The organism is Agromyces mangrovi (assembly GCF_030296695.1).
In the GTDB taxonomy this organism is placed as follows: Bacteria; Actinomycetota; Actinomycetes; order Actinomycetales; family Microbacteriaceae; genus Agromyces; species Agromyces mangrovi.
This window is the reverse complement of sequence record NZ_AP027737.1, coordinates 1,552,908-1,570,575: the sequence shown is the minus strand read 5'-3', so window position 1 is coordinate 1,570,575 and position 17,668 is coordinate 1,552,908. Positions and strand designations below refer to the sequence as shown.

General features: G+C 71.7%; 18 protein-coding genes and 1 tRNA gene. 10 read left to right on the top strand and 9 right to left on the bottom strand.

All coding sequences use genetic code 11. The features are described 5' to 3' along the window. Positions 1 to 38: 38 nt before the first annotated feature. Positions 39 to 1,058, bottom strand: a complete 1,020-nt coding sequence (locus QUE38_RS07415; protein ID WP_286311195.1) for a hypothetical protein — start codon at positions 1,056 to 1,058, stop codon at positions 39 to 41. Positions 1,059 to 1,239: 181 nt separating this feature from the next. Between QUE38_RS07415 and QUE38_RS07410 the strand changes: the two genes are divergently transcribed. Further along, positions 1,240 to 2,541, top strand: coding sequence for an ATP-dependent DNA helicase (locus QUE38_RS07410; RefSeq protein ID WP_286311193.1), 1,302 nt, complete (start codon positions 1,240 to 1,242; stop codon positions 2,539 to 2,541). 93 nt (positions 2,542 to 2,634) lie between these two features. Here QUE38_RS07410 and QUE38_RS07405 read toward each other — a convergent pair whose 3' ends face one another. Together QUE38_RS07405 and QUE38_RS07400 are read right to left on the bottom strand one after the other, a co-directional pair. Beyond that, positions 2,635 to 3,192, bottom strand: a complete 558-nt coding sequence (locus QUE38_RS07405; RefSeq protein ID WP_286311190.1) for a hypothetical protein — start codon at positions 3,190 to 3,192, stop codon at positions 2,635 to 2,637. 5 nt (positions 3,193 to 3,197) lie between these two features. Next, on the bottom strand, positions 3,198 to 3,605 hold the full coding sequence (locus tag QUE38_RS07400; RefSeq protein WP_286311188.1) for a DUF4383 domain-containing protein: 408 nt from the start codon (positions 3,603 to 3,605) through the stop codon (positions 3,198 to 3,200). 205 nt (positions 3,606 to 3,810) lie between these two features. On the opposite strand from QUE38_RS07400, the gene QUE38_RS07395 reads away from it, so the two are divergent. Both QUE38_RS07395 and QUE38_RS07390 read left to right on the top strand, forming a co-directional pair. After that, positions 3,811 to 5,112, top strand: coding sequence for a serine hydrolase domain-containing protein (locus QUE38_RS07395; RefSeq protein ID WP_286311185.1), 1,302 nt, complete (start codon positions 3,811 to 3,813; stop codon positions 5,110 to 5,112). 65 nt (positions 5,113 to 5,177) lie between these two features. Next, on the top strand, positions 5,178 to 6,353 hold the full coding sequence (locus tag QUE38_RS07390; protein WP_286311184.1) for an endonuclease/exonuclease/phosphatase family protein: 1,176 nt from the start codon (positions 5,178 to 5,180) through the stop codon (positions 6,351 to 6,353). Between the two features lie 6 nt (positions 6,354 to 6,359). Here the strand turns inward: QUE38_RS07390 and QUE38_RS07385 are convergent, their stop codons facing one another. Then, positions 6,360 to 6,788 carry a MarR family winged helix-turn-helix transcriptional regulator gene (locus tag QUE38_RS07385; RefSeq protein WP_286311181.1) on the bottom strand — a complete coding sequence of 143 codons (429 nt, stop codon included), beginning with the start codon at positions 6,786 to 6,788 and terminating at the stop codon, positions 6,360 to 6,362. Positions 6,789 to 6,897: 109 nt separating this feature from the next. On the opposite strand from QUE38_RS07385, the gene QUE38_RS07380 reads away from it, so the two are divergent. From QUE38_RS07380 to QUE38_RS07365, 4 genes are all read left to right on the top strand, one after another. After that, a complete protein-coding gene (locus QUE38_RS07380; protein WP_286311179.1) occupies positions 6,898 to 7,287 on the top strand; it encodes a nuclear transport factor 2 family protein in 390 nt (129 codons plus the stop codon). A gap of 120 nt (positions 7,288 to 7,407) precedes the next feature. After that, positions 7,408 to 7,899, top strand: a complete 492-nt coding sequence (locus QUE38_RS07375) for a redoxin family protein (protein WP_286311177.1) — start codon at positions 7,408 to 7,410, stop codon at positions 7,897 to 7,899. A gap of 3 nt (positions 7,900 to 7,902) precedes the next feature. After that, positions 7,903 to 8,823 carry a cytochrome c biogenesis CcdA family protein gene (locus tag QUE38_RS07370; RefSeq protein WP_286311175.1) on the top strand — a complete coding sequence of 307 codons (921 nt, stop codon included), beginning with the start codon at positions 7,903 to 7,905 and terminating at the stop codon, positions 8,821 to 8,823. Beyond that, complete coding sequence (locus QUE38_RS07365; RefSeq protein WP_286311173.1) at positions 8,823 to 9,989, top strand: DUF3179 domain-containing protein; 1,167 nt, start codon at positions 8,823 to 8,825, stop codon at positions 9,987 to 9,989. The genes QUE38_RS07370 and QUE38_RS07365 overlap by 1 nt, the downstream gene beginning before the upstream one ends. A 7-nt stretch (positions 9,990 to 9,996) precedes the next feature. Here the strand turns inward: QUE38_RS07365 and QUE38_RS07360 are convergent, their stop codons facing one another. Next, positions 9,997 to 11,607: an FAD-dependent monooxygenase gene (locus QUE38_RS07360; protein ID WP_286311170.1), complete on the bottom strand. Its 1,611-nt coding sequence runs from the start codon at positions 11,605 to 11,607 to the stop codon at positions 9,997 to 9,999. Between the two features lie 137 nt (positions 11,608 to 11,744). Between QUE38_RS07360 and QUE38_RS07355 the strand changes: the two genes are divergently transcribed. Continuing rightward, positions 11,745 to 12,530 carry a phosphatase PAP2 family protein gene (locus tag QUE38_RS07355; protein WP_286311168.1) on the top strand — a complete coding sequence of 262 codons (786 nt, stop codon included), beginning with the start codon at positions 11,745 to 11,747 and terminating at the stop codon, positions 12,528 to 12,530. Then, positions 12,517 to 13,245 carry a phosphatase PAP2 family protein gene (locus QUE38_RS07350; RefSeq protein WP_286311166.1) on the top strand — a complete coding sequence of 243 codons (729 nt, stop codon included), beginning with the start codon at positions 12,517 to 12,519 and terminating at the stop codon, positions 13,243 to 13,245. Before QUE38_RS07355 ends, QUE38_RS07350 begins: the two co-directional genes overlap by 14 nt. Before the next feature lie 22 nt (positions 13,246 to 13,267). Here the strand turns inward: QUE38_RS07350 and QUE38_RS07345 are convergent, their stop codons facing one another. From QUE38_RS07345 to QUE38_RS07330, 4 genes are all read right to left on the bottom strand, one after another. Continuing rightward, on the bottom strand, positions 13,268 to 13,633 hold the full coding sequence (locus tag QUE38_RS07345; protein WP_286311165.1) for a DUF2200 domain-containing protein: 366 nt from the start codon (positions 13,631 to 13,633) through the stop codon (positions 13,268 to 13,270). An 89-nt stretch (positions 13,634 to 13,722) separates the two neighbouring features. After that, positions 13,723 to 14,721, bottom strand: a complete 999-nt coding sequence (locus QUE38_RS07340; RefSeq protein WP_286311705.1) for a TerC family protein — start codon at positions 14,719 to 14,721, stop codon at positions 13,723 to 13,725. A gap of 185 nt (positions 14,722 to 14,906) precedes the next feature. Then, a tRNA-Gly gene (locus QUE38_RS07335) sits at positions 14,907 to 14,980 on the bottom strand. Positions 14,981 to 15,090: 110 nt separating this feature from the next. Beyond that, complete coding sequence (locus QUE38_RS07330) at positions 15,091 to 16,473, bottom strand: Coenzyme F420 hydrogenase/dehydrogenase, beta subunit C-terminal domain (RefSeq protein ID WP_286311163.1); 1,383 nt, start codon at positions 16,471 to 16,473, stop codon at positions 15,091 to 15,093. 48 nt (positions 16,474 to 16,521) lie between these two features. On the opposite strand from QUE38_RS07330, the gene QUE38_RS07325 reads away from it, so the two are divergent. Next, a complete protein-coding gene (locus QUE38_RS07325) occupies positions 16,522 to 17,664 on the top strand; it encodes a polysaccharide pyruvyl transferase family protein (protein ID WP_286311161.1) in 1,143 nt (380 codons plus the stop codon). The last annotated feature ends 4 nt before the right edge of the window (positions 17,665 to 17,668 follow it).

The window sequence follows — 17,668 nt, the reverse complement described above, 5'->3', positions numbered from 1 at the left end:
CGCCCGGGGCGCAGGATGCCGCGTGCCGGCGCCCGGCCTCAGCGCAGCTCGATCGCCAGCGACCCGTCGGGCTTGATCCACGTGGTGAGCGAGAGCACGATCGGCCGGTCCTCCTCGAGCTGCGAGAAGGTGCCGTCGAACAGCGACTGCACCTCGACCGAGATGTGCGCGGTGCCCTCGGTGCGGGGCATCTCGAACGCGTCCTCGCCGGCCGTCAGCGTCACGACCGGGTACTCGACGATGGTCCACTCGGGTGCCGAGACGACGCGGTCGTCGATGACGATGCCGAAGGGGCATCCGCTCGGTTGCAGCACCTGCTGGGTCGCGCAGGTCTCGGAGAGGTACTCGTCGACCTCCTCCTGCACCCGCTCGACGAAGACGTCGGTCGGCGCGGTGGTCACCACGGCCGCGTTGTCGCCGTCATGCTCGACCGGCAGCTCGACCGGAGCGGCCGTCAGCAGCTGGGAGTCGTACGCGAACTCGTAGGCCGCCGGGGCGATCGCGAGGTACGGCGCCGACTGCGTGAACGCCTCGAGGTCCTCGCCGGTCTTGCCCACCCGGGTGTCGAGCGTGAGCGATCCGACCTCGAACAGGGCGCCGTTCTCGACGGTCACGTCGACGACCGCGAGCGGGCTCTCGGCGAACTCCCACCGGTTGAGCACGCCGTACAGCGGGTCGAGGGGGCGCACGACGTACGTCGACTCGTTGATCACGGTGCCGATGCGGTAGCTGGCCGTGACGATGCGCTCGCCGTCGTCGCCCTCGACGTCGCTCACGATCTGCACGTCCTCGGGTCCGTGGTCGACCACGCCAGATCGCAGCATCGCCGTCGAGGTCGTGGGGTCGATGCCGCGCTCCTCGAGCTCGACCGACGTCAGCGCGACGCCGGGCGTATCCAGCACCTGGCCGATGTCGTCGTCGGCGATGGCCTTCAGGTAGCGCTCGACGAACGTGGAGGAGCCGTACACGGTGCGGTTCAGCCCGCCGACCGCGGCGACGAACGCGACGACGAGCACCACGGCGAGCAGCGACCACCCGACGACGGCCCAGACCGACACGCCGGGGGTCGGTCGGTCTCGCTCGTCATCGCTCCAGTCTAGGGAGCGCCGGTCACGCGATCCTGAGCGCGCGCCTGTGGAGAACGGGGCGGGCGGATGCGCCGGGGCGGCGCCGTGCGGTGCGGGCGCGGTGCGCGGCTACAGTGGGGGCGTCCGCCAGCAGAACGGGAGTCGTCGGCTCGTGTCATCCGTCACCCTCACCCGCGAGCAGCAGGCCGTGTTCGCGCTCATCGAGGGCACCCGCGACCACGTGTTCGTCACGGGGCGGGCGGGCACGGGCAAGTCGACGCTGCTCAACCACCTGAACTGGCACACGTCGAAGCAGATCGTGATCTGCGCGCCCACCGGGGTGGCCGCGCTGAACGTAGGCGGGCAGACGATCCACTCGCTGTTCCGGCTGCCGATCGGGGTCATCGCCGACCACGAGATCGAGCAGAACGACACCGTGCGCACGCTCCTGAACGCCATGGACACGCTCGTGATCGACGAGGTGTCCATGGTGAACGCCGACCTCATGGATGCGATGGACCGGTCGCTGCGGCAGGCGCGCCAGCGGCCGCACGAGCCGTTCGGCGGGGTGCAGGTCGTGTTGTTCGGCGACCCGTACCAGCTCGCGCCGGTGCCCGGCGGCGACCGCGACGAGCGGTCGTACTTCGCCGACACGTACCGGTCGATCTGGTTCTTCGACGCGAAGGTGTGGCGCGAAGCCGACCTGCGCATCGTGGAGCTCGGCGAGATCCACCGGCAGCACGACGACGAGTTCAAGCACATGCTGAACGCGGTGCGGCACGGCATGGTCACCGCCGAGATCGCGGGCGTGCTCAACGACGTCGGCGCGCGCCGGCCGCTGCCGGAGGACGGCGCGATCACCCTCGCGACCCGCAACGACACCGTCAACCGCATCAACGCGGCCCGGCTGCACCGGCTGCCCGGCACGTCGAAGGGCAACCCGGCCGAGGTGAACGGCGACTTCGGCGGGCGCGCCTACCCGGCCGACGAACTGCTCGAGCTGAAGGTCGGCGCGCAGGTGATGTTCCTGCGCAACGACGTGTCGATGGCCGGCGAGCCGCCGCGCTGGGTGAACGGCACGATCGGCACGGTCACGAACCTGAAGCGCGAGCTGAAGGTCGAGATCGACGGCGACGAGGTCGAGGTGGAGCCGGCGACGTGGGAGAAGTTCAAGTACAGCTGGGATCCGGTGCACAAGCGCCTCGAGAAGGAGATCGTGGCCGAGTTCACGCAGTTCCCCCTGCGGCTCGCGTGGGCCGTGACGATCCACAAGTCGCAGGGCGCGAGCTACGACACGGCGATCGTCGACCTCGGGCAGCGTGCGTTCAGCCCGGGGCAGACGTACGTCGCGCTCAGCCGGCTGACCGCGCTCGACGGGCTGTACCTGCAGCGACCGCTGCGGCCGAGCGACGTCATGGTCGACGAGCACGTCGAGCGGTTCATGGCTGGGGCGCTGCGGCAGCTCGCGGGGTGACCCGGTGGGGGTGTCCGACGGCTTCGGGCGGTTGAGACGGATGCCGCGGGCCGCCGTCGATCCCCATGGAAGGCGGCCCGCGGGCATCCGCGCCTAGTGGCCGACGTGCTCCGTGTGGAGCTCGCCGTGCGGTACGGCGTGCTCGCCCGCGGTCGTCGCGGCGAGGGCCGGGGTCACGAGGCCGGCGACGAGCACCGCACCGGCGACCAGGCCGACGAGCGACGGCCAGCGCTCGACGGTGCTCCGCCGTCCGGCGGACGAGCCGGGCACCTGCAACGGGGCCCGAAGCCGGTGGGCGGCCGCCGCGGCGGGTACGACGGCGAGGGCGGATGCCGCGACCAGCGGGCCACCTGCGACGCCGATCCCGGGGAGGAGGCCCGCGGCCGAGATGCCCGCGGCGACGACGAGGTAGGCCGCGACGACGCCGAGGGTGGTGCGGGGCAGCACCACGCGACCGGCGCGCAGCGCGGCGACGCCCTGGGCGAGCGCGGCGACGCCGAGGCCCGCCATGGCGATGCCCGGTGCGCCGCCCGCGCCCGCGCCGAGCGCGAGCAGCACCAGGCCGGCGCCGAGCGCGCCCAGCGCCGGCCAGGAGCGCAGCGCATCGGCCACCGCGCGGGTGCCCGAGCGCTGCGTCGTGGCGGTGGACATCGTGCTCACGCCGTGGCGACCCGTGCGCGCCGCTCGGCGCCGAGCCCGACGCCCAGCAGCACGATCGCGCTGGCCAGGTGCAGCACGTGGTCGGCCGTGTTGAGCGCGAGCACGTTCGCCGCGGTGCCGACGAGGAAGAACCCGACGATGCCGAGCAGCAGGTACGCGGTGCCGACGGTGGTGTTGGTCGCCTTCGCCGCCGGAGCCGAGGCGAGGCCCGCGATGAGCAGTGCCGCCCCGATCAGGATGTGGGCGACGTTGTGCAGCGGGTTCACCTCGAAGATGCCGAGCAGCAGCCCGCCCTCGGTGGCGAACAGCCCGACGCCGCCGGTGACGGCGAAGCCGAGCAGGCCGACGAGCACGTAGACGGCACCGAAGACGGTGCCGATGAGACGATTCGGTGACGTGCGCATGAGCAGCTCCTCACGTGTTCCGCGCCCGGCGTGTCCGGGTGCGTCGGGGGTTCGGCGCGGCATCCGCTCCGGATTGGATCGCGCCGTCGACCGGCCCGAGCGGCCTCATCGGGAGGGGTCCGCGTCCACGGTGTTCGGCATGCGCTCAGGTTCCGGCCACCTGCTCCGCGTTAGAATCCGGCAAGAGCAGGTCTGAGGGGGCTTGGTGGCTGTTCGTTCGAAGTGGTTGCGTACCGTCGTGGCATCCGTCGCGACGGCCGCAGTGCTGCTCACCACGGGGTGCACGGGGGCCCGCGGAGCGGCGGAATCGCCATTCGACCAGGTCGACGCGCAGATCGGCGGCACGGTCGCCGAGGAGCTCGAGGCGGTACTCACCGAGGCGATGCACCGATCGGGTTCGAGCGGCGCGATCGCCGGCGTATGGGCGCCGTGGGCCGGGTCGTGGGAGCTCGCGGTCGGCACCACCTCGCCCGAGAGCGACACCCCCGTGACCACCGACATGTCGTTTCGAGCGGGTCTGATCACCACCGGCATGGCGTGCACGGTGCTGCTGAAGCTCGTCGACGAGGGCCGGGTGGAGCTCAACCAGCAGGTCGGGCCGATCGTCGGCGTGCCCGGGCTCGACGGCATCACGTTCGCGCAGCTCTGCCAGCAGACCAGTGGCCTCGGCGACTACTACGCGCCGATCCGCCAGTACCTCATCAAGAACCCCGAGCGCGTGTGGCCCGCGGCCGAGCTGCTCGCGAGCGGCCTCGCTCGCGACCGGGCCGGCGAGCCGGGCGAGCGCTGGGCGTACTCGCGCACGGCCGCGATCCTGCTCGGCATCGCGCTCGAGGAGGCCACGAACACCGGCTTCGCCGAGCTGCTCGCGCGCTACGTGACCGGGCCGCTCGACCTCGGCGGCACCGCGCTGCCGTCGCCCACCGACGTGGAGCTGCCCGGCGCGAGCGCCGTGGGACTCGTCTCGACGCCGGGCGGCGAGTCGCGGTGCACCGACACCACCGACGTCAGCAACCTCTCGTCGTCGGCGGGCTTCGCGGCGTTCGGCGCGATCTCGAACCTCGAGGACCTGCGCGTCTGGTCGCGCGCGCTCGCCACGGGCGTGCTGCTCTCGGAGGAGAGCGCCACCGCGCAGTGGTCGACCGTGCCGCGCGGCGCCGAGGTCGAGTCGTGGGAGTCGTACGGCCTCGGGGCCGACGAGTACGGGCCGATGCGCGGTACGTCGTCGGAGATCCCGGGCTCCCTCACGGCCGCGTACGCAGACCCCGAGACCGGCCTCACCGTCGTCGTCGCGATGAACAACTCCACCGCGGGCGCCCTGTTCGCACGCACGACCGCCCTGGCGCTCGCGTCGATCGGGTCGAAGGCGGAGGCGGCAGAGGGGCGCGAGATGCCGCTCGTCGAACTGCCCTGGTCGGCGGAGCAGATGCTCGAGACCATGCGGGATCGCGGCGTGTGCGACCCGCCCGCGGCCGAGGAGGAGGAGTCGGCCGAAGGCGAGGGGTGACCCCGAGGCATCCGCTCGACCCCCTCGTGTAGACCTGAGTCGTCGGATCTCGGGGGAGACCGGACATGACGATCGACTACAGCGGCGTGGCGCGCACGAAGGACCCGGCGCGCACGAGCGAGCGGCTGCTCCGGATGCGACGACGACTGCGCGACCTGCACGACAAGCGCACCGAGGGATCGCTGATGCTCGCGACCTGGAACATCCGCGACTTCGACGGCAACCGCTTCGGCTGGGGTCCACGGCTCGACGAGACGTTCTACTACCTCGCCGAGGTGTGCGCGTGCTTCGACCTGATCGCGGTGCAGGAGGTGAACGACGACCTGGCGCCGCTCGAGCGGCTCGTCGCCATCCTCGGCGAGGGCGAGTGGGACTGGCTCGTCACCGACCTGACCGAGGGGCGCGCGGGCAACGGCGAGCGGATGGCGTTCCTCTACCGGCGCTCGCGCGTGAGCTTCCGGCACATCGCCGGGGAGATCGTGCTGCCCGACGGGCAACTGATCGTGGGGGCGAAGCAGATCGAGGCCGCCGAGGCCGCGGCCGAGGCGGCGGCAGCGTCGGGCGGCGTCGCCCCGCCGGTCGAGCCCGAGCGCCGGCAGCAGTTCGCGCGGAGCCCGTTCCTGGTCGCGTTCCAGGCGGGGTGGTTCCGCTTCAGCCTCTGCACCGTGCACATCTACTACGGCGACGAGTCGGGCCCGCAGCTCGAGCACCGCGTCAACGAGATCGCCGGGCTGGTCGACTTCTTCGCCGACCGGCAGGACGACGAGGCCCGCGCGCTGCGCGTTCGGGCGGAGGCCGCCGGGGCCCCGGGACACGACACCCGGCTCGACGTGGAGAACTACATCCTGCTGGGCGACTTCAACGTGGTCTCACCCGAGCACCGCACCATGGACGCGCTCGTGCGCCGCGGCTTCATCGTGCCCGAGCAGATCGGCGGCGACGCAATCACCGACCGCGACCACTTCTACGACCAGATCGCGGTGCGCACGAAGGACGAGCGGTTCCGCGTGCTCGAGGGCGGCATCGTCGACCTGTTCGCCGACGTCTTCGGCGACGACGACGGTGCGGTCTGGGGCGACGACGTGACGGTGCGCGACGACGACTCCGACGAGCCCGACGAGGTGCGGAAGCGCTACGAGAAGTGGCGCACCTGGCAGATGTCGGATCACAGCCCGCTCTGGATCCGCATCGACACCGACTTCGCCGACGAGTACCTCGAGTCGGTCGGCGCGGGCAGCTGAGTCGGGTCAGCCGACACCGGCGGATGCGGCGGCCAGGCGCCCCTGGAGGCGGCGGATCGCGGCGAGCGACCCGGCCAGTTCGGCGTCGTCGCCGAGCAGTCGGCGCAGGACGTCGCGGGTGGCCGTCTCCGCGGAGGCGAGTGCCGCGCGGCCCGCGTCGGTGAGTACCACGAGCGACGACCGACGGTCCGCCGGATTGGGCCGGCGCTCGGCGACGCCCGCCCGCTCGAGCCGGTCGACCTGCTTGCTCGCGGCGCCGATCGTGACGCCCAGTTCGTCGCTCAGCTCCTGCACGCGGCCGGCTCCGTCGTGACGGTCGAGCACCCGCAGGGCGAGCAGGGTGCCGAGCCCCACGTGTCCGTCGCGCACGAGTTCGTGCTCGACGGCGTTCCAGAGGTCGGTCTCGAGGCGGACCAGGGCGTCGAGGATGTCCATGCCGTGCACAACCGCGACCGGGTCGAGAACATTCCCCGGAATATACTTCCCGTTCGTGGAGTTGACTCGGGGGACGGGGCGACCGCCCCGGAGACGAGAGGGGACCGACATGGACGCGAGCAGCGCAGAGCAGCGCAAGGCCGATGTGATGGCGTTCTACGACCAGATGTTCAACCGTTCGGAGCCGCGCGAGGCGATCGAGCGCTACGCGGGCGCCGAATACATCCAGCACAACCCGGAGGTGGCCGACGGGAAGGAGGCGTTCATCGAGTACTTCGAGCGCATGGCGCGCGAGTACCCGGGCAAGCACGTCGAGTTCAAGCGCGCGTTCGTCGACGGCGACCACGTCGTGCTGCACTGCCACCAGACCTGGCCCGGCGACCTCGAGTACGCCGGCATCGACATCTTCCGCCTCGACGCCGACGGCAAGGTCGTCGAGCACTGGGACGTGCTCCAGGTGATCCCCGAGACCTCGAAGAACGACAACGGCATGTTCTGACCCGGCCGGTCAAGGGTGGCGAGCGGATGCGAGGGGGCGACCCGTCGCATCCGCCCGTCTGTCACCGGACTGTAATCCCTGTCGCAGCCGACGCTCGGGCGGATGAGCGAGGCTGGAAGCATGCGTAGAGCCATCGTCGCCGCTGCCGTGCTCGTCGTCGCCCTGACCGGGTGCGCGACCGCTGCCGAACCCGAGCCGCTCACGACCGGCGAGGTCGTCGACTACGGGTTCGAGGGCGTCACGCTCGAGGGTGCGGCGTTCGACGGCGCCGAGCTCGAGGGCTCGCCCGCGGTGCTCTGGTTCTGGGCGCCCTGGTGCCCGACCTGCCGTGCGCAGAGCAGCAACGTGTCGGCGCTCGCCGAGCGCCACGCCGGCGAGGTCGCGGTGATCGGGGTCGGCGGGCTCGACGACGGCCCTGCGATCACCGAGTACGCGAACGAGGTTCCGCACGTGATGCACCTGCTCGACCCCGAGGGCGAGGTCTGGCGGCACTTCGAGGTCACCCGGCAGAGCACCTACACCGTTCTCTCCGCTGACGGCGAGGTCGTGTTCGAGGGGTACCTCGACGACGACGCGCTGAACGAGCTCGTGGCGGAGCTCGCCGAGGGATAGCCCGTGGACGCCGGAACGCTGGGGCTCGCGCTCGGCGCGGGCATGCTCGCCGCGCTCAACCCGTGCGGCTTCGTGCTGCTGCCCGCCTACCTCTCGCTGTTCGTGCTCGACGGGCAGGAGCGCACCCGCCGGGTCGCGGCCCTGCGGGCGCTGCGCGCCACGGCCGCGCTGACCCTCGGGTTCGCGGTCGTCTTCGCCGTGTTCGGCCTGGCCGTCGCGCCGGTCGCCGCCTCGGCGCAGGCGTACCTGCCGTGGTTCACCGTCGCCCTCGGGCTCGTGGTCGCCGCCGCCGGTGTCTGGGTGCTGTTCGGCGGGAGGCTTCCCGCCCTCCGGCTCGGCCGCTTCGGCAGGGGCGACCGGCCGATCACGGCGAGCTGGTTCTCGATGACCGTGTTCGGCATGAGCTACGCGGTCGCGTCGCTCACCTGCACGATCGCGCCGTTCCTCGCCGTGGTCGTCGCGGCGTTCCGGTCGGGATCGATCGGCGCGGGCGTCGTGCTGTTCCTCGCCTACGCACTCGGCATGGGCATCGTCGTCGGTGCCGCGGCGCTCGCGATCGCGCTCGCCCGCGACGGGCTCATCAGGCGCATGCGCGGCGCCGGCTCCTGGCTGCCGCGCGTCGGCGGCGCGGTGCTCGTCATCGCCGGCGCCTACGTCGCCTGGTACGGCGCATGGGAGCTGCGCGTGCTGTCGGGGAGCGCAGCCGGCGACGTGATCGTGGACGGCGCGGCGGCGGTGCAGCAGTGGCTGGTCGCGCAGGCCGAGTTCCTCGGGGTCGCGGGGCTGGCCATCGTGCTGGCGCTGCTCGTCGTGTTCGCGGTCGTGCCGTGGCGTCGGCGGGCGCAGCGAGCGGATGCCGCTGGGAGACCGGACACCTCCGAGGCATCCGACACCGAATCAGACCTGGTGCGCGAGGACGAGTGATGTCCGGCGCGCCGGTGGGCAGGGTCGGCGGTGCCGGCCTGATCGCCGGCGTGCTGCTGCTCGCCGCGTGCGCCGCCCCGGGGGACGACGCCGAGGGCGCTCCGCCGGAGGCCCTGGTCGCCGGCATGCCCTCGGCGCTCGACGACCTGCGGCATCCGTCGTTCCCCGAGCCGCTGATCGACGTCGACGACATCCTGAGCGGCGGGCCGCCGCCCGACGGCATCCCCGCGATCGACGACCCGATGTTCGACCGCGCGAGCGAGGTCGACTGGCTCGAGCCGACCGAGGCCGTGCTGTCGCTCACCGTCGGCGGCGAGACGCGCGGCTACCCGATCCAGATCATGACCTGGCACGAGATCGTGAACGACGTGGTGGGCGGCGTGCCGGTCGCAGTGACCTACTGCCCGCTGTGCAACTCGGGCGTCGCGTTCGAGCGCGAAGTCGACGGTCGCGAGCTGACGTTCGGCACGTCGGGGCTGCTGTACGCCGACAACCTCGTCATGTACGACCGCCAGACCGAGTCGCTCTGGCCGCAGCTGACCGGCATCGCGTCGGTCGGTGCGCTCACGGGCACCGAGCTCACGGCGATCCCGATGGGCGCGGTCGGCTGGGCCGACTTCCTCGAGGCGGAGCCCGACGCGCTCGTGCTGAACCGCGACACCGGGCACTCGCGCTCCTACGGCACGAACCCCTACATCGGCTACGACGACCCGAGCACGCTACCGATCTTCCCGCTGCCCGAGCCGACCGACGCGCGCCTGACCGCGAAGACGCGCGTCGTGGGCATCGACGTCGACGGCGAGGTCGTCGCGATCACCCGCGACCGCCTCGCGCGCGACGGCGTTACCGCGCTCGTCGTGGGCGGCGACGACCTCGTCGTGTTCCACGCCGCCGGGCAGGCGTCGTCGCTCGACGCCCCGGGCGTCGCCGATGGCGCCGACATCGGGTCGGTCGCGGTCTTCCGGGCCGAGCTCGACGGCGAGGTGCTCGGGTTCGCGCCCGACGGGGACGCGTTCGTCGACGACGCGACCGGCTCGCGCTGGGACGTGCTGGGCAACGCCGTCTCGGGACCGCTCGCGGGCGAGCGACTCGAACCCGTCACCCACCTCGACACGTTCTGGTTCGCCTGGGTCGCGTTCCAGCCCGGCACCGACCTGCTGCGATGACGGCGTCTCAGGCAAGGATGCGGTCGAGGTGCCGGCCGGCCGACGCGATGTCGAGGCCGCCGGCGCGGAAGGCCACGTAGCCGTCGGGCCGGAGCAGGTACACGGCGCCGCCGCGTGCGCGTCCGAATGCGCCGGAGCTGCCCGGGCGGCGGACGCCGTCGACGGTGCGGTGGAGCACGATCGGGTCGGGGTGCACGGCGAGCGGATGCCTCGCGGCGACGTCGCGCGCGGCCTGGCGCGCGGCGGCCGGGACGTCGCCGACGAGCAGCAGGCGGAACCGCGCCGGGTCGAGCAGGCGGTGCAGGGAGATCGGCTCGCCTGCCACCGCGACGGGCAGGTCGGGCACGCGGTCGCCCGGCTGCGGACCGCCGACGATGGGTGCGCCGCCCGAGCCGCCGAGCGGGCTGCCGGGGTAGCGGATCACGAGCTCGGAGACCGCGCGGAACCCGAGCCGGCGCAACGGGCGGAGACGCGTCACGACCGGCCCCGCGAGCCCGATCACGCGGGAACGGAGGAACCGCGCGACCGGCGCGTCGGACGTGGCCGCCCCGAACGCACGGCCGGTCGTCTCGAGCACGGCGCGGGCCACCGGCATCCGCTCGCTCGCATAGCTGTCGAGCAGTGACGGGCCGGATGCCCCGTGGTGCACGAGCCCGAGCTTCCAGGCCAGGTTCACGGCGTCCTGGATGCCCGTGTTCATGCCCTGGCCGCCGGCCGGCGTGTGGATGTGGGCGGCGTCGCCGGCGAGGAAGACGCGCCCCGAGCGGAACGACTCGGCCTCGCGGTTCGCGATGGCGAACCCGGTGAGCCAGACCGGGTCGCGCAGCACGAGCCGCTCGTCGGTGTACCGGGCGACGACCGCGCGCAGGGTGTCGAGGGTGACCCCGTCGGCGGAGGCCCCGTCGGGGAGCAGCGCGATCATGCGCCAGGTGGCGGGGTGGGTGAGCGGGAAGAAGAACGCGAGCCCGTCGGCGGCGAGGAACAGGTGCGCGCGGCCGGGCTCGATGCCGTCGACCTCGAGATCGGCGAGCGCGAACGCCTGCGGGAACCGGCTGCCGCTGAACGGGATGCCGAGCGACTCGCGGACGACGCTGCGCGATCCGTCGCATCCGATCACCCAGCTCGCCCGGATCGCCTCATCGCCGCCGGGGCCGTGCACCGAGGCCGTGACCGCGTCACCGTCGTCGTGCAGCGCGGTCAGCGCGGTCTCGCGCTCGACCGCGACGCCGCTCGACGCCAGCCGCTCGAGCAGCAGGCGCTCGCTGTCGCCCTGGCCGAGGAACAGGATGAACGGGTAGCGGGTCATGCCCGGGCCGGCCTCGAAGATGCCGATCGGGCCGCCTCCTGCGGGGGAGTGCAGCTCGAACTTCACGTTCGGGTTGCCGGCGGCGACGAGGTCGTCGGCCGCGCCGAACGCGTCGAGCACCTCCAGCGTGCGGGCCTGCACCGCGAGCGCGCGCGACTCGTGCACGTGGTCGGGCGCGCGGTCGACGATGCGGAACGGCACGCCGGCGGCATGGAGCGCGAGGGCCGCGGTCAGGCCCGTGGGGCCGGCGCCCACGATCAGCACGGGCGTGTCGACCGGGGCATCCGTCGTGGTGGGGTCTTCGGCGACCATGCCGCCAGCCTACGACCGGCGCCGCGGAGGGGCCATGCACGTGCGACCGCGTGAGCGCAACCCCGGGCGGCGACGGCCTCGCGCGACGTAGGGTGATGGCTTCGCACCCGCGGGCGGTGCGTGTGGAGGTGCGTGCAGTGGGCGGATCGGGTACCGGGCGGTGGGCGAGGTTCCACGAGCGGTTCATCGTCGAGGTGCGGTACCTCCCGGCCGGCGGCCGCCGCACGCTGCTGATCGTCGCTGGTGCGCTCGTCTTCGCTGGCGTCGCCGGGTTCCTCGTGGTGCTCGACTCGGCGCTCGAGTCGGACGACCTCTCGGCGATCGACGCCCCGGTGGAGGCGTGGCTCGCCTCGGGCCGCGACGAGTGGCTCACGACGTTCATGATCGTGCTCGCGATCGTGTTCGGGCCCATCTCCATGCCCATCGTGATCCTCGTCACCACCGTGACCTGGGGCCTGCTCGCGAAGCACGCCTGGCGGCCGTTGCTGCTCGCCGGCGGCATGATCCTCGGGGTCATCATCGTGCAGGTGCTCGCGCCGATCATCGGGCGGGAGCGACCGCCGGCCGAGGGGATGATGCTCGAGTTCGACCCGACCTCGTCGTTCCCCTCAGGGCACGTCATGGGCGTCGCCGACTTCCTGTTCATCGGCACCTACCTCGTGTTCTCCCGGCACCGCCGGCCACTCATCACCGTGCTGGCATTCGCCGCCGCAGCGTTCGTGGTGCTGCTCACGGCCGCGTGCCGCATCTACCTCGGCTACCACTGGGCGACCGACGCGCTCGCGTCGATCATGCTGTCGCTCGTGGTGCTCGGCATCGTCATCGCGGTCGACACCATCCGCACGGTGCGGGTCGGCACGCCCGAGCAGGTCCTCGAGGCCGACCGGCGGCCCGAGGCGTGGGGGCGCGATGAGCGCGAGTGAGGGCGGGAGCGGCCGCCCGGGGCCGGGTGGCGGCTCGCACGCTCCCGCGCCGGTGCGCGTCGGGCGGCACCCGTGGTGGATCGCGGGCGTCCTGGCGCTGGTCGCCGTGGCCCTGCTCGGTCTGGTCATCGTCGTCGCGGAGGCCCGGGAGCCGTTCGCGTTCGAGATCGAGCTCATGACTGCGCTCGCCGCGGCGCGCACGCCCGCGGTCACGCAGGCGGCACTGCTGCTCGACCTCCTGGGCGGTGGACTGCTGTCGAACGTCGTCCTCCCGATCGCCATCGGCGTGGCGCTGCTGCTCTGGCGCCGCCCGTGGGCGGCGCTCTACTTTGGCATCGCGGTGCTCGCGAGCGCCGGCGTCACGCGGCTCGTGAAGGTGCTCGTGGGACGTGTGCGCCCCGAGGACATCCTCGTCACGCCCGACTTCGGGTCCTTCCCGTCGGGCCACAGTTCCGCCGCGGCGGTCATCGCCACCGCGCTCGGACTCGTGTTCCTCCGCACCTGGGTGTGGGTCGCGGGCATCGCCTGGACGGTGCTGATGATGCTCAGCCGCATGTACCTCGGCGCGCACTGGCTGAGCGACACGATCGGCGGCCTGCTGATCGGGGCGGGCGTGGCGCTGGTCGTCTGGGCGCCGCTCGCGGAGTGGTTGTATCGAGAGAACCGGATGCCGCATCCGCTCGTCTGGCGGCCGGCGGGCGCCCGCCCGGAGTGACGCGGCCGGCGCGCGCGGCAGGCTACGCGTCGACCGCCGACCCGCGCAGGATCGACGTCATCTTCTTGCCGCGCGCGACCTCGTCGACGAGCTTGTCCATCCAGCGGATCTGCTGCATGAGCGGGTCCTCGATCTCCTCGACGCGCATGCCGCAGATCACGCCGGTGATCTGGTCGACGTTCGGGTGCATGCGCGGTGCCTTGGCGAAGAAGGTGCGCAGGTCGACCTCGTCGTCGATCGCCTTCTCGAGGCCGGCCTCGTCGTAGCCGGTCAGCCAGGTGATGACCTGGTCGACCTCGGCCTTCGTGTGCTCCTTGCGCTCGACCTTCTTCACGTAGAGCGGGTAGATGCTCGCGAAGCTCATGCCGTAGATGCGGTGCTCGGCCATTCGGGTCCTCCTCGCCTTGCAGGTGCAGCATCGATCGTCGCACAGTCGGGTGACGCCCGTCTCCGTCTCGATCGCGACGGATGCGCGGATCAGCGCTCGCCCGCCCGGTCGGCCGTCGGCGTACGGCGGCCGCCGCGCGTCGTGACGAGGCTGGTGACCGTCGCTACCGCGATCGTCGTCGCGATGAACACCAGCGACAGCCAGATCGGGATCTCGGGGATCACCGTGACCGGTTCGCCGCCGTTGATGAACGGCAGCTCGTTCTCGTGCAGCGCGTGGATGAGCAGCTTCACGCCGATGAACGCCAGGATGACCGCGAGGCCCTGGGCGAGATGGACCAGTCGCTCGAGCAGGCCGCCGATCAGGAAGAAGAGCTGCCGCAACCCCATCAGCGCGAACACGTTGGCCGTGAAGACGATGTAGGCCTCCTCGGTCAGCCCGTAGATCGCCGGGATCGAGTCGACGGCGAAGATGAGGTCGACGAAGCCGATGGCGATGATGGTCAGCAGCATCGGCGTCACCCACCGCTGCCCGTCCCGTCGCACCGTGAGGCGGTCGCCGTGGTACTCGTCCGTCACCCGGAGGTGCCGGCGGACGAAGCGCATGAACCTGCCGTCGGCCGGGTTCGCTCCGTCGTGCGAGAACGCCTGCTGGTACGCGAGCACCAGCAGCAACGCGCCGAACAGGTAGAACACCCAGGTGAAGTTCTCGATGAGCGCGGCGCCGACCGCGATGAAGACGCCGCGCAGCACCAGTGCGATGACGATGCCGATCATCAGCACCTTCTGTTGGTAGATCTTCGGCACGGCGAAGCTCGTCATCACGATGAGGAAGACGAACAGGTTGTCGATCGAGAGCGCCTTCTCGGTCAGGTAGCCGGCGAAGTACTCGCCCCCGAACGTCCAGCCGGAGACGATGCCGATGCCGACGCCGAACAGCAGCGCGAGCGCGATGTAGAACGCCGACCATCGAGCCGACTCGCCGATCGTCGGCTCGTGCGGTTTCCGTACGTGGGCGAAGAACTCGTAGACGAAGAAGGCCACCGTGACGGCGATGGTGATGACCCAGACGAGCGGGGTGATGTTCAGGAGGTGCTCCAGACCTGGCGTGGACGGATCGACGCCAAGGTCTCCTCCATCCCCTGGATCGGGAACCGATGGCCCGGGATGCGAAGCGCATCCGTAGTGACGAGCGACCGTGCGGGAGTACTCCCCTTGGATCGGGCCAGCGTAGCGGCGTTCGCCGCGCGTTTCCTGAACGACGCGCGTCTGCGTGGAGCCGATGACGGGAATCGAACCCGCACTGTCTGCTTGGGAAGCAGAAGTTCTACCATTGAACTACATCGGCACGTGGCATCCGCCGGCTGCTGGCCACGCGGATGCGACTGGGACATCCTAGCAACCGGTGGCGGCCGCTCGTGCGCCGGACCGTCGCCCGGGTCGCGCATCGGGAACGGCTCAGCGGCGCAGGAGTTCCTTCGCCCGGTGCTTGACGAAGCCCGCGAGCGCCCGGGGGCCGTGGGTGGCCGCATCGATCAGCCAGTAGCGCCGGATCGCCCGCTGCATCGGCCGTTCGTAGCGCGCGAAGTCGCCCGCCTCGCGCGCCTCGGCGAATCGCTCGAGCGAGAGGACCGACATCCGGCGCCGCTGCCGGATCAGCGCCGCTCGTCGCCGGGACACGACCGTGCGATCGGGAACGACCCGCTTCCGCGGCACGCTGCGACCGCGGCGCAGGTCGTCCGCGAGGCGCACCGCGAGGCCCACCCTGCGATGCCGGTAGTTGCCGCCCTGCGAGGCGGCCGCATCGTCGGCCGACAGCGGCTCGAGGTCGGCCTCGCCGCGGGCGGCCGCCCGCTGGAGCGTCTCGCCGACCTGTGCGTCGCGGACCACCACGACGTTCGTGCCACGGCTGTCGGGTTCGTACTGCGGCAGCCAGGCATCGGCGAATGCGACGTCGGCCGACTCGGCGAAGACGTCGTCGCAGAAGTTGCACGCTTCGGGCTGGAAGGCCCCGAAGCCCCATGAGGTGTCGAACGCCGACCCGGTACGGCGCCGGATCGGTTCGGTCGCGCCACGGGCGGTCACCTCGTAGTCGTAGTTGCCCGACGAGCGCTCGGGTGCCTTCACGCGGAAGTCGATGCGCTCGAGGTCCTGCGGGGCCACCCCCGCCTGCCACGCGAGCGACTCGGCGTAGAACGTCGATTTCAGGTGCCCGCAGACGAGCCCGACGAAGACGACGAGCTGCTCCCCGAGCTCGGGCATCTCACGCGCGAGGTGACGCGCGGCCGTGATGAAGCACGGCACGCCGACGACCGCGTAGCGCCGCCCGTCGCCGCGGATCCGCCCGAGTACGTCGGCGAGCGTGGTCGACGCGTACATCGACTTGCGCGACGCGAGCACCTCCTCCGCGGAGGTCGAGATCGTGTAGGCGAAGCGCTGGTCGCCCTCCGGTCGACCCACGTGGAGGATGCCGTCGACCCGGCCCTCTCGCAGGAGCTCGACGAGCAGCAGCGACGTCAGTCCGCCCGAGCTGCTGCGCATGACCTCGGTGTCCGACGCGATGCGTCCGGCGGCGATGTCGCGAACGGCGCCGAGCCGATCGTCCGCCGACAGGTCGGGGAAGCGCTCGCGGGTCAGCGCGTCCTCGTCGGGCGAGTCGTCGGAGAAGGGGCAGACGCGGCTCGCGGCGCGTACGGCGCCGGAATCGACGCCACCCAGATGCGCCTCGTAGACACCGCGCCGCCCGATCGTCACCGGGATCGCGCCCGACGTGCGTACCGAGCAGGCGCCGCATCCCACGCACATGCCCCGTGAGACGACCTCTTCGATGCCGTGTGCCATTGCGCTCCTCCCCATGGGGCTCCAGACCCGCATTGGTACCGTCTCCCTGTGTCACGCAGAGTACTGATCAAGACCCTGCCGCTCCATACGAACTACGGCGGGATCCTCCAGGCGTACGCGTTGCAACGGGTCATCCGTGAGCTCGGACACGAGGTGGTGACCGACACGACGACGCCCGCCTCCCTGCGTCGGCGACTGCGATTCCGCTATTGGGCCCTGCGACGGGCGGTGCGCAGGATGCTGCCGCTGCGGTTCGACTGGGCCTGGCGCGCGGGGCACGAGGTCGCCAGGCGTCAACGCCGATTCGAGGCGACCCGACTGCGTCAGGGCCGCTTCGTGGAGCGCGCGTGGTCGGATCGAGCCCGAGCGCGTCTCGCACGGCGGTTCGACACGTTCCTGGTAGGCAGCGACCAGGTCTGGCGCGCGTACTACACGGTCGTGCCGAGATACCTGTTCGACGTGCTGCCCGGCGGCGACGGCGGCCCGAGGCGCGTCTCGTACGCGGCATCCTTCGGCGTCGACGACCTCTCCGAGTACTCGGATGCAGCTCGGGTGGAGTCCGCGTCGCTGCTCCGGCGCTTCGACGCGGTCTCGGTGCGGGAACGCTCGGGAGTGCGCATCTGCAGCGACGAGTTCGCGGTGCGGGCGGAGCGGCACGTCGACCCGACCATGCTCCTCGCCCCCGCCGACTACCGGGCGCTGGCGGTCGATGCGGCCGATGCCGTGGGGGATCCCGCCGTGCTGGTGTTCCGACTCGACGAGAGCGACGACCTCGATGCGGTCGAGTCCGCGATCGCGGGGCGCCTCGGGTTGTCCACGCGCACGCTGCTCCCCGGCTCGCCGCCGTCGACGTACTCGGCGTACGCGGAGGATCCCGCGGCGTACGACCGCCCATCCGTCGAGCGGTGGCTCGCCGAGTTCTCCTCGGCCGAGTTCATCGTGACGGACTCCTTCCACGGGTGCGTGTTCGCGATCCTCTTCAACCGCCCGTTCGTGGCGTACGCGAACGCGCGTCGCGGCAGCGCGCGGTTCGACACCCTGCTGGAGGTGTTCGACCTCCGACACCACCTCGTCGAGGCGGCAGACGACCCGATCGACGACCGGGTCTTCGATCCCGACTGGGAGTCGGTGAACCGCATCCTCGCGGAGGAGCGCTCGAACGCACTGGCCTACCTCGGCCGGGTGCTCTGACCGC

Excerpts from the sequence above, each read along its gene's own strand:
- QUE38_RS07405 (WP_286311190.1), bottom strand. The coding sequence starts at position 3,192 with ATGTCCACCGCCACGACGCAGCGCTCGGGCACCCGCGCGGTGGCCGAT.
- QUE38_RS07400 (WP_286311188.1), bottom strand. The coding sequence starts at position 3,605 with ATGCGCACGTCACCGAATCGTCTCATCGGCACCGTCTTCGGTGCCGTC.
- QUE38_RS07390 (WP_286311184.1), top strand. The coding sequence starts at position 5,178 with ATGACGATCGACTACAGCGGCGTGGCGCGCACGAAGGACCCGGCGCGC.
- QUE38_RS07385 (WP_286311181.1), bottom strand. The coding sequence starts at position 6,788 with ATGGACATCCTCGACGCCCTGGTCCGCCTCGAGACCGACCTCTGGAAC.
- QUE38_RS07380 (WP_286311179.1), top strand. The coding sequence starts at position 6,898 with ATGGACGCGAGCAGCGCAGAGCAGCGCAAGGCCGATGTGATGGCGTTC.
- QUE38_RS07375 (WP_286311177.1), top strand. The coding sequence starts at position 7,408 with ATGCGTAGAGCCATCGTCGCCGCTGCCGTGCTCGTCGTCGCCCTGACC.
- QUE38_RS07365 (WP_286311173.1), top strand. The coding sequence starts at position 8,823 with ATGTCCGGCGCGCCGGTGGGCAGGGTCGGCGGTGCCGGCCTGATCGCC.
- QUE38_RS07360 (WP_286311170.1), bottom strand. The coding sequence starts at position 11,607 with ATGGTCGCCGAAGACCCCACCACGACGGATGCCCCGGTCGACACGCCC.
- QUE38_RS07350 (WP_286311166.1), top strand. The coding sequence starts at position 12,517 with ATGAGCGCGAGTGAGGGCGGGAGCGGCCGCCCGGGGCCGGGTGGCGGC.
- QUE38_RS07345 (WP_286311165.1), bottom strand. The coding sequence starts at position 13,633 with ATGGCCGAGCACCGCATCTACGGCATGAGCTTCGCGAGCATCTACCCG.
- QUE38_RS07330 (WP_286311163.1), bottom strand. The coding sequence starts at position 16,473 with ATGGCACACGGCATCGAAGAGGTCGTCTCACGGGGCATGTGCGTGGGA.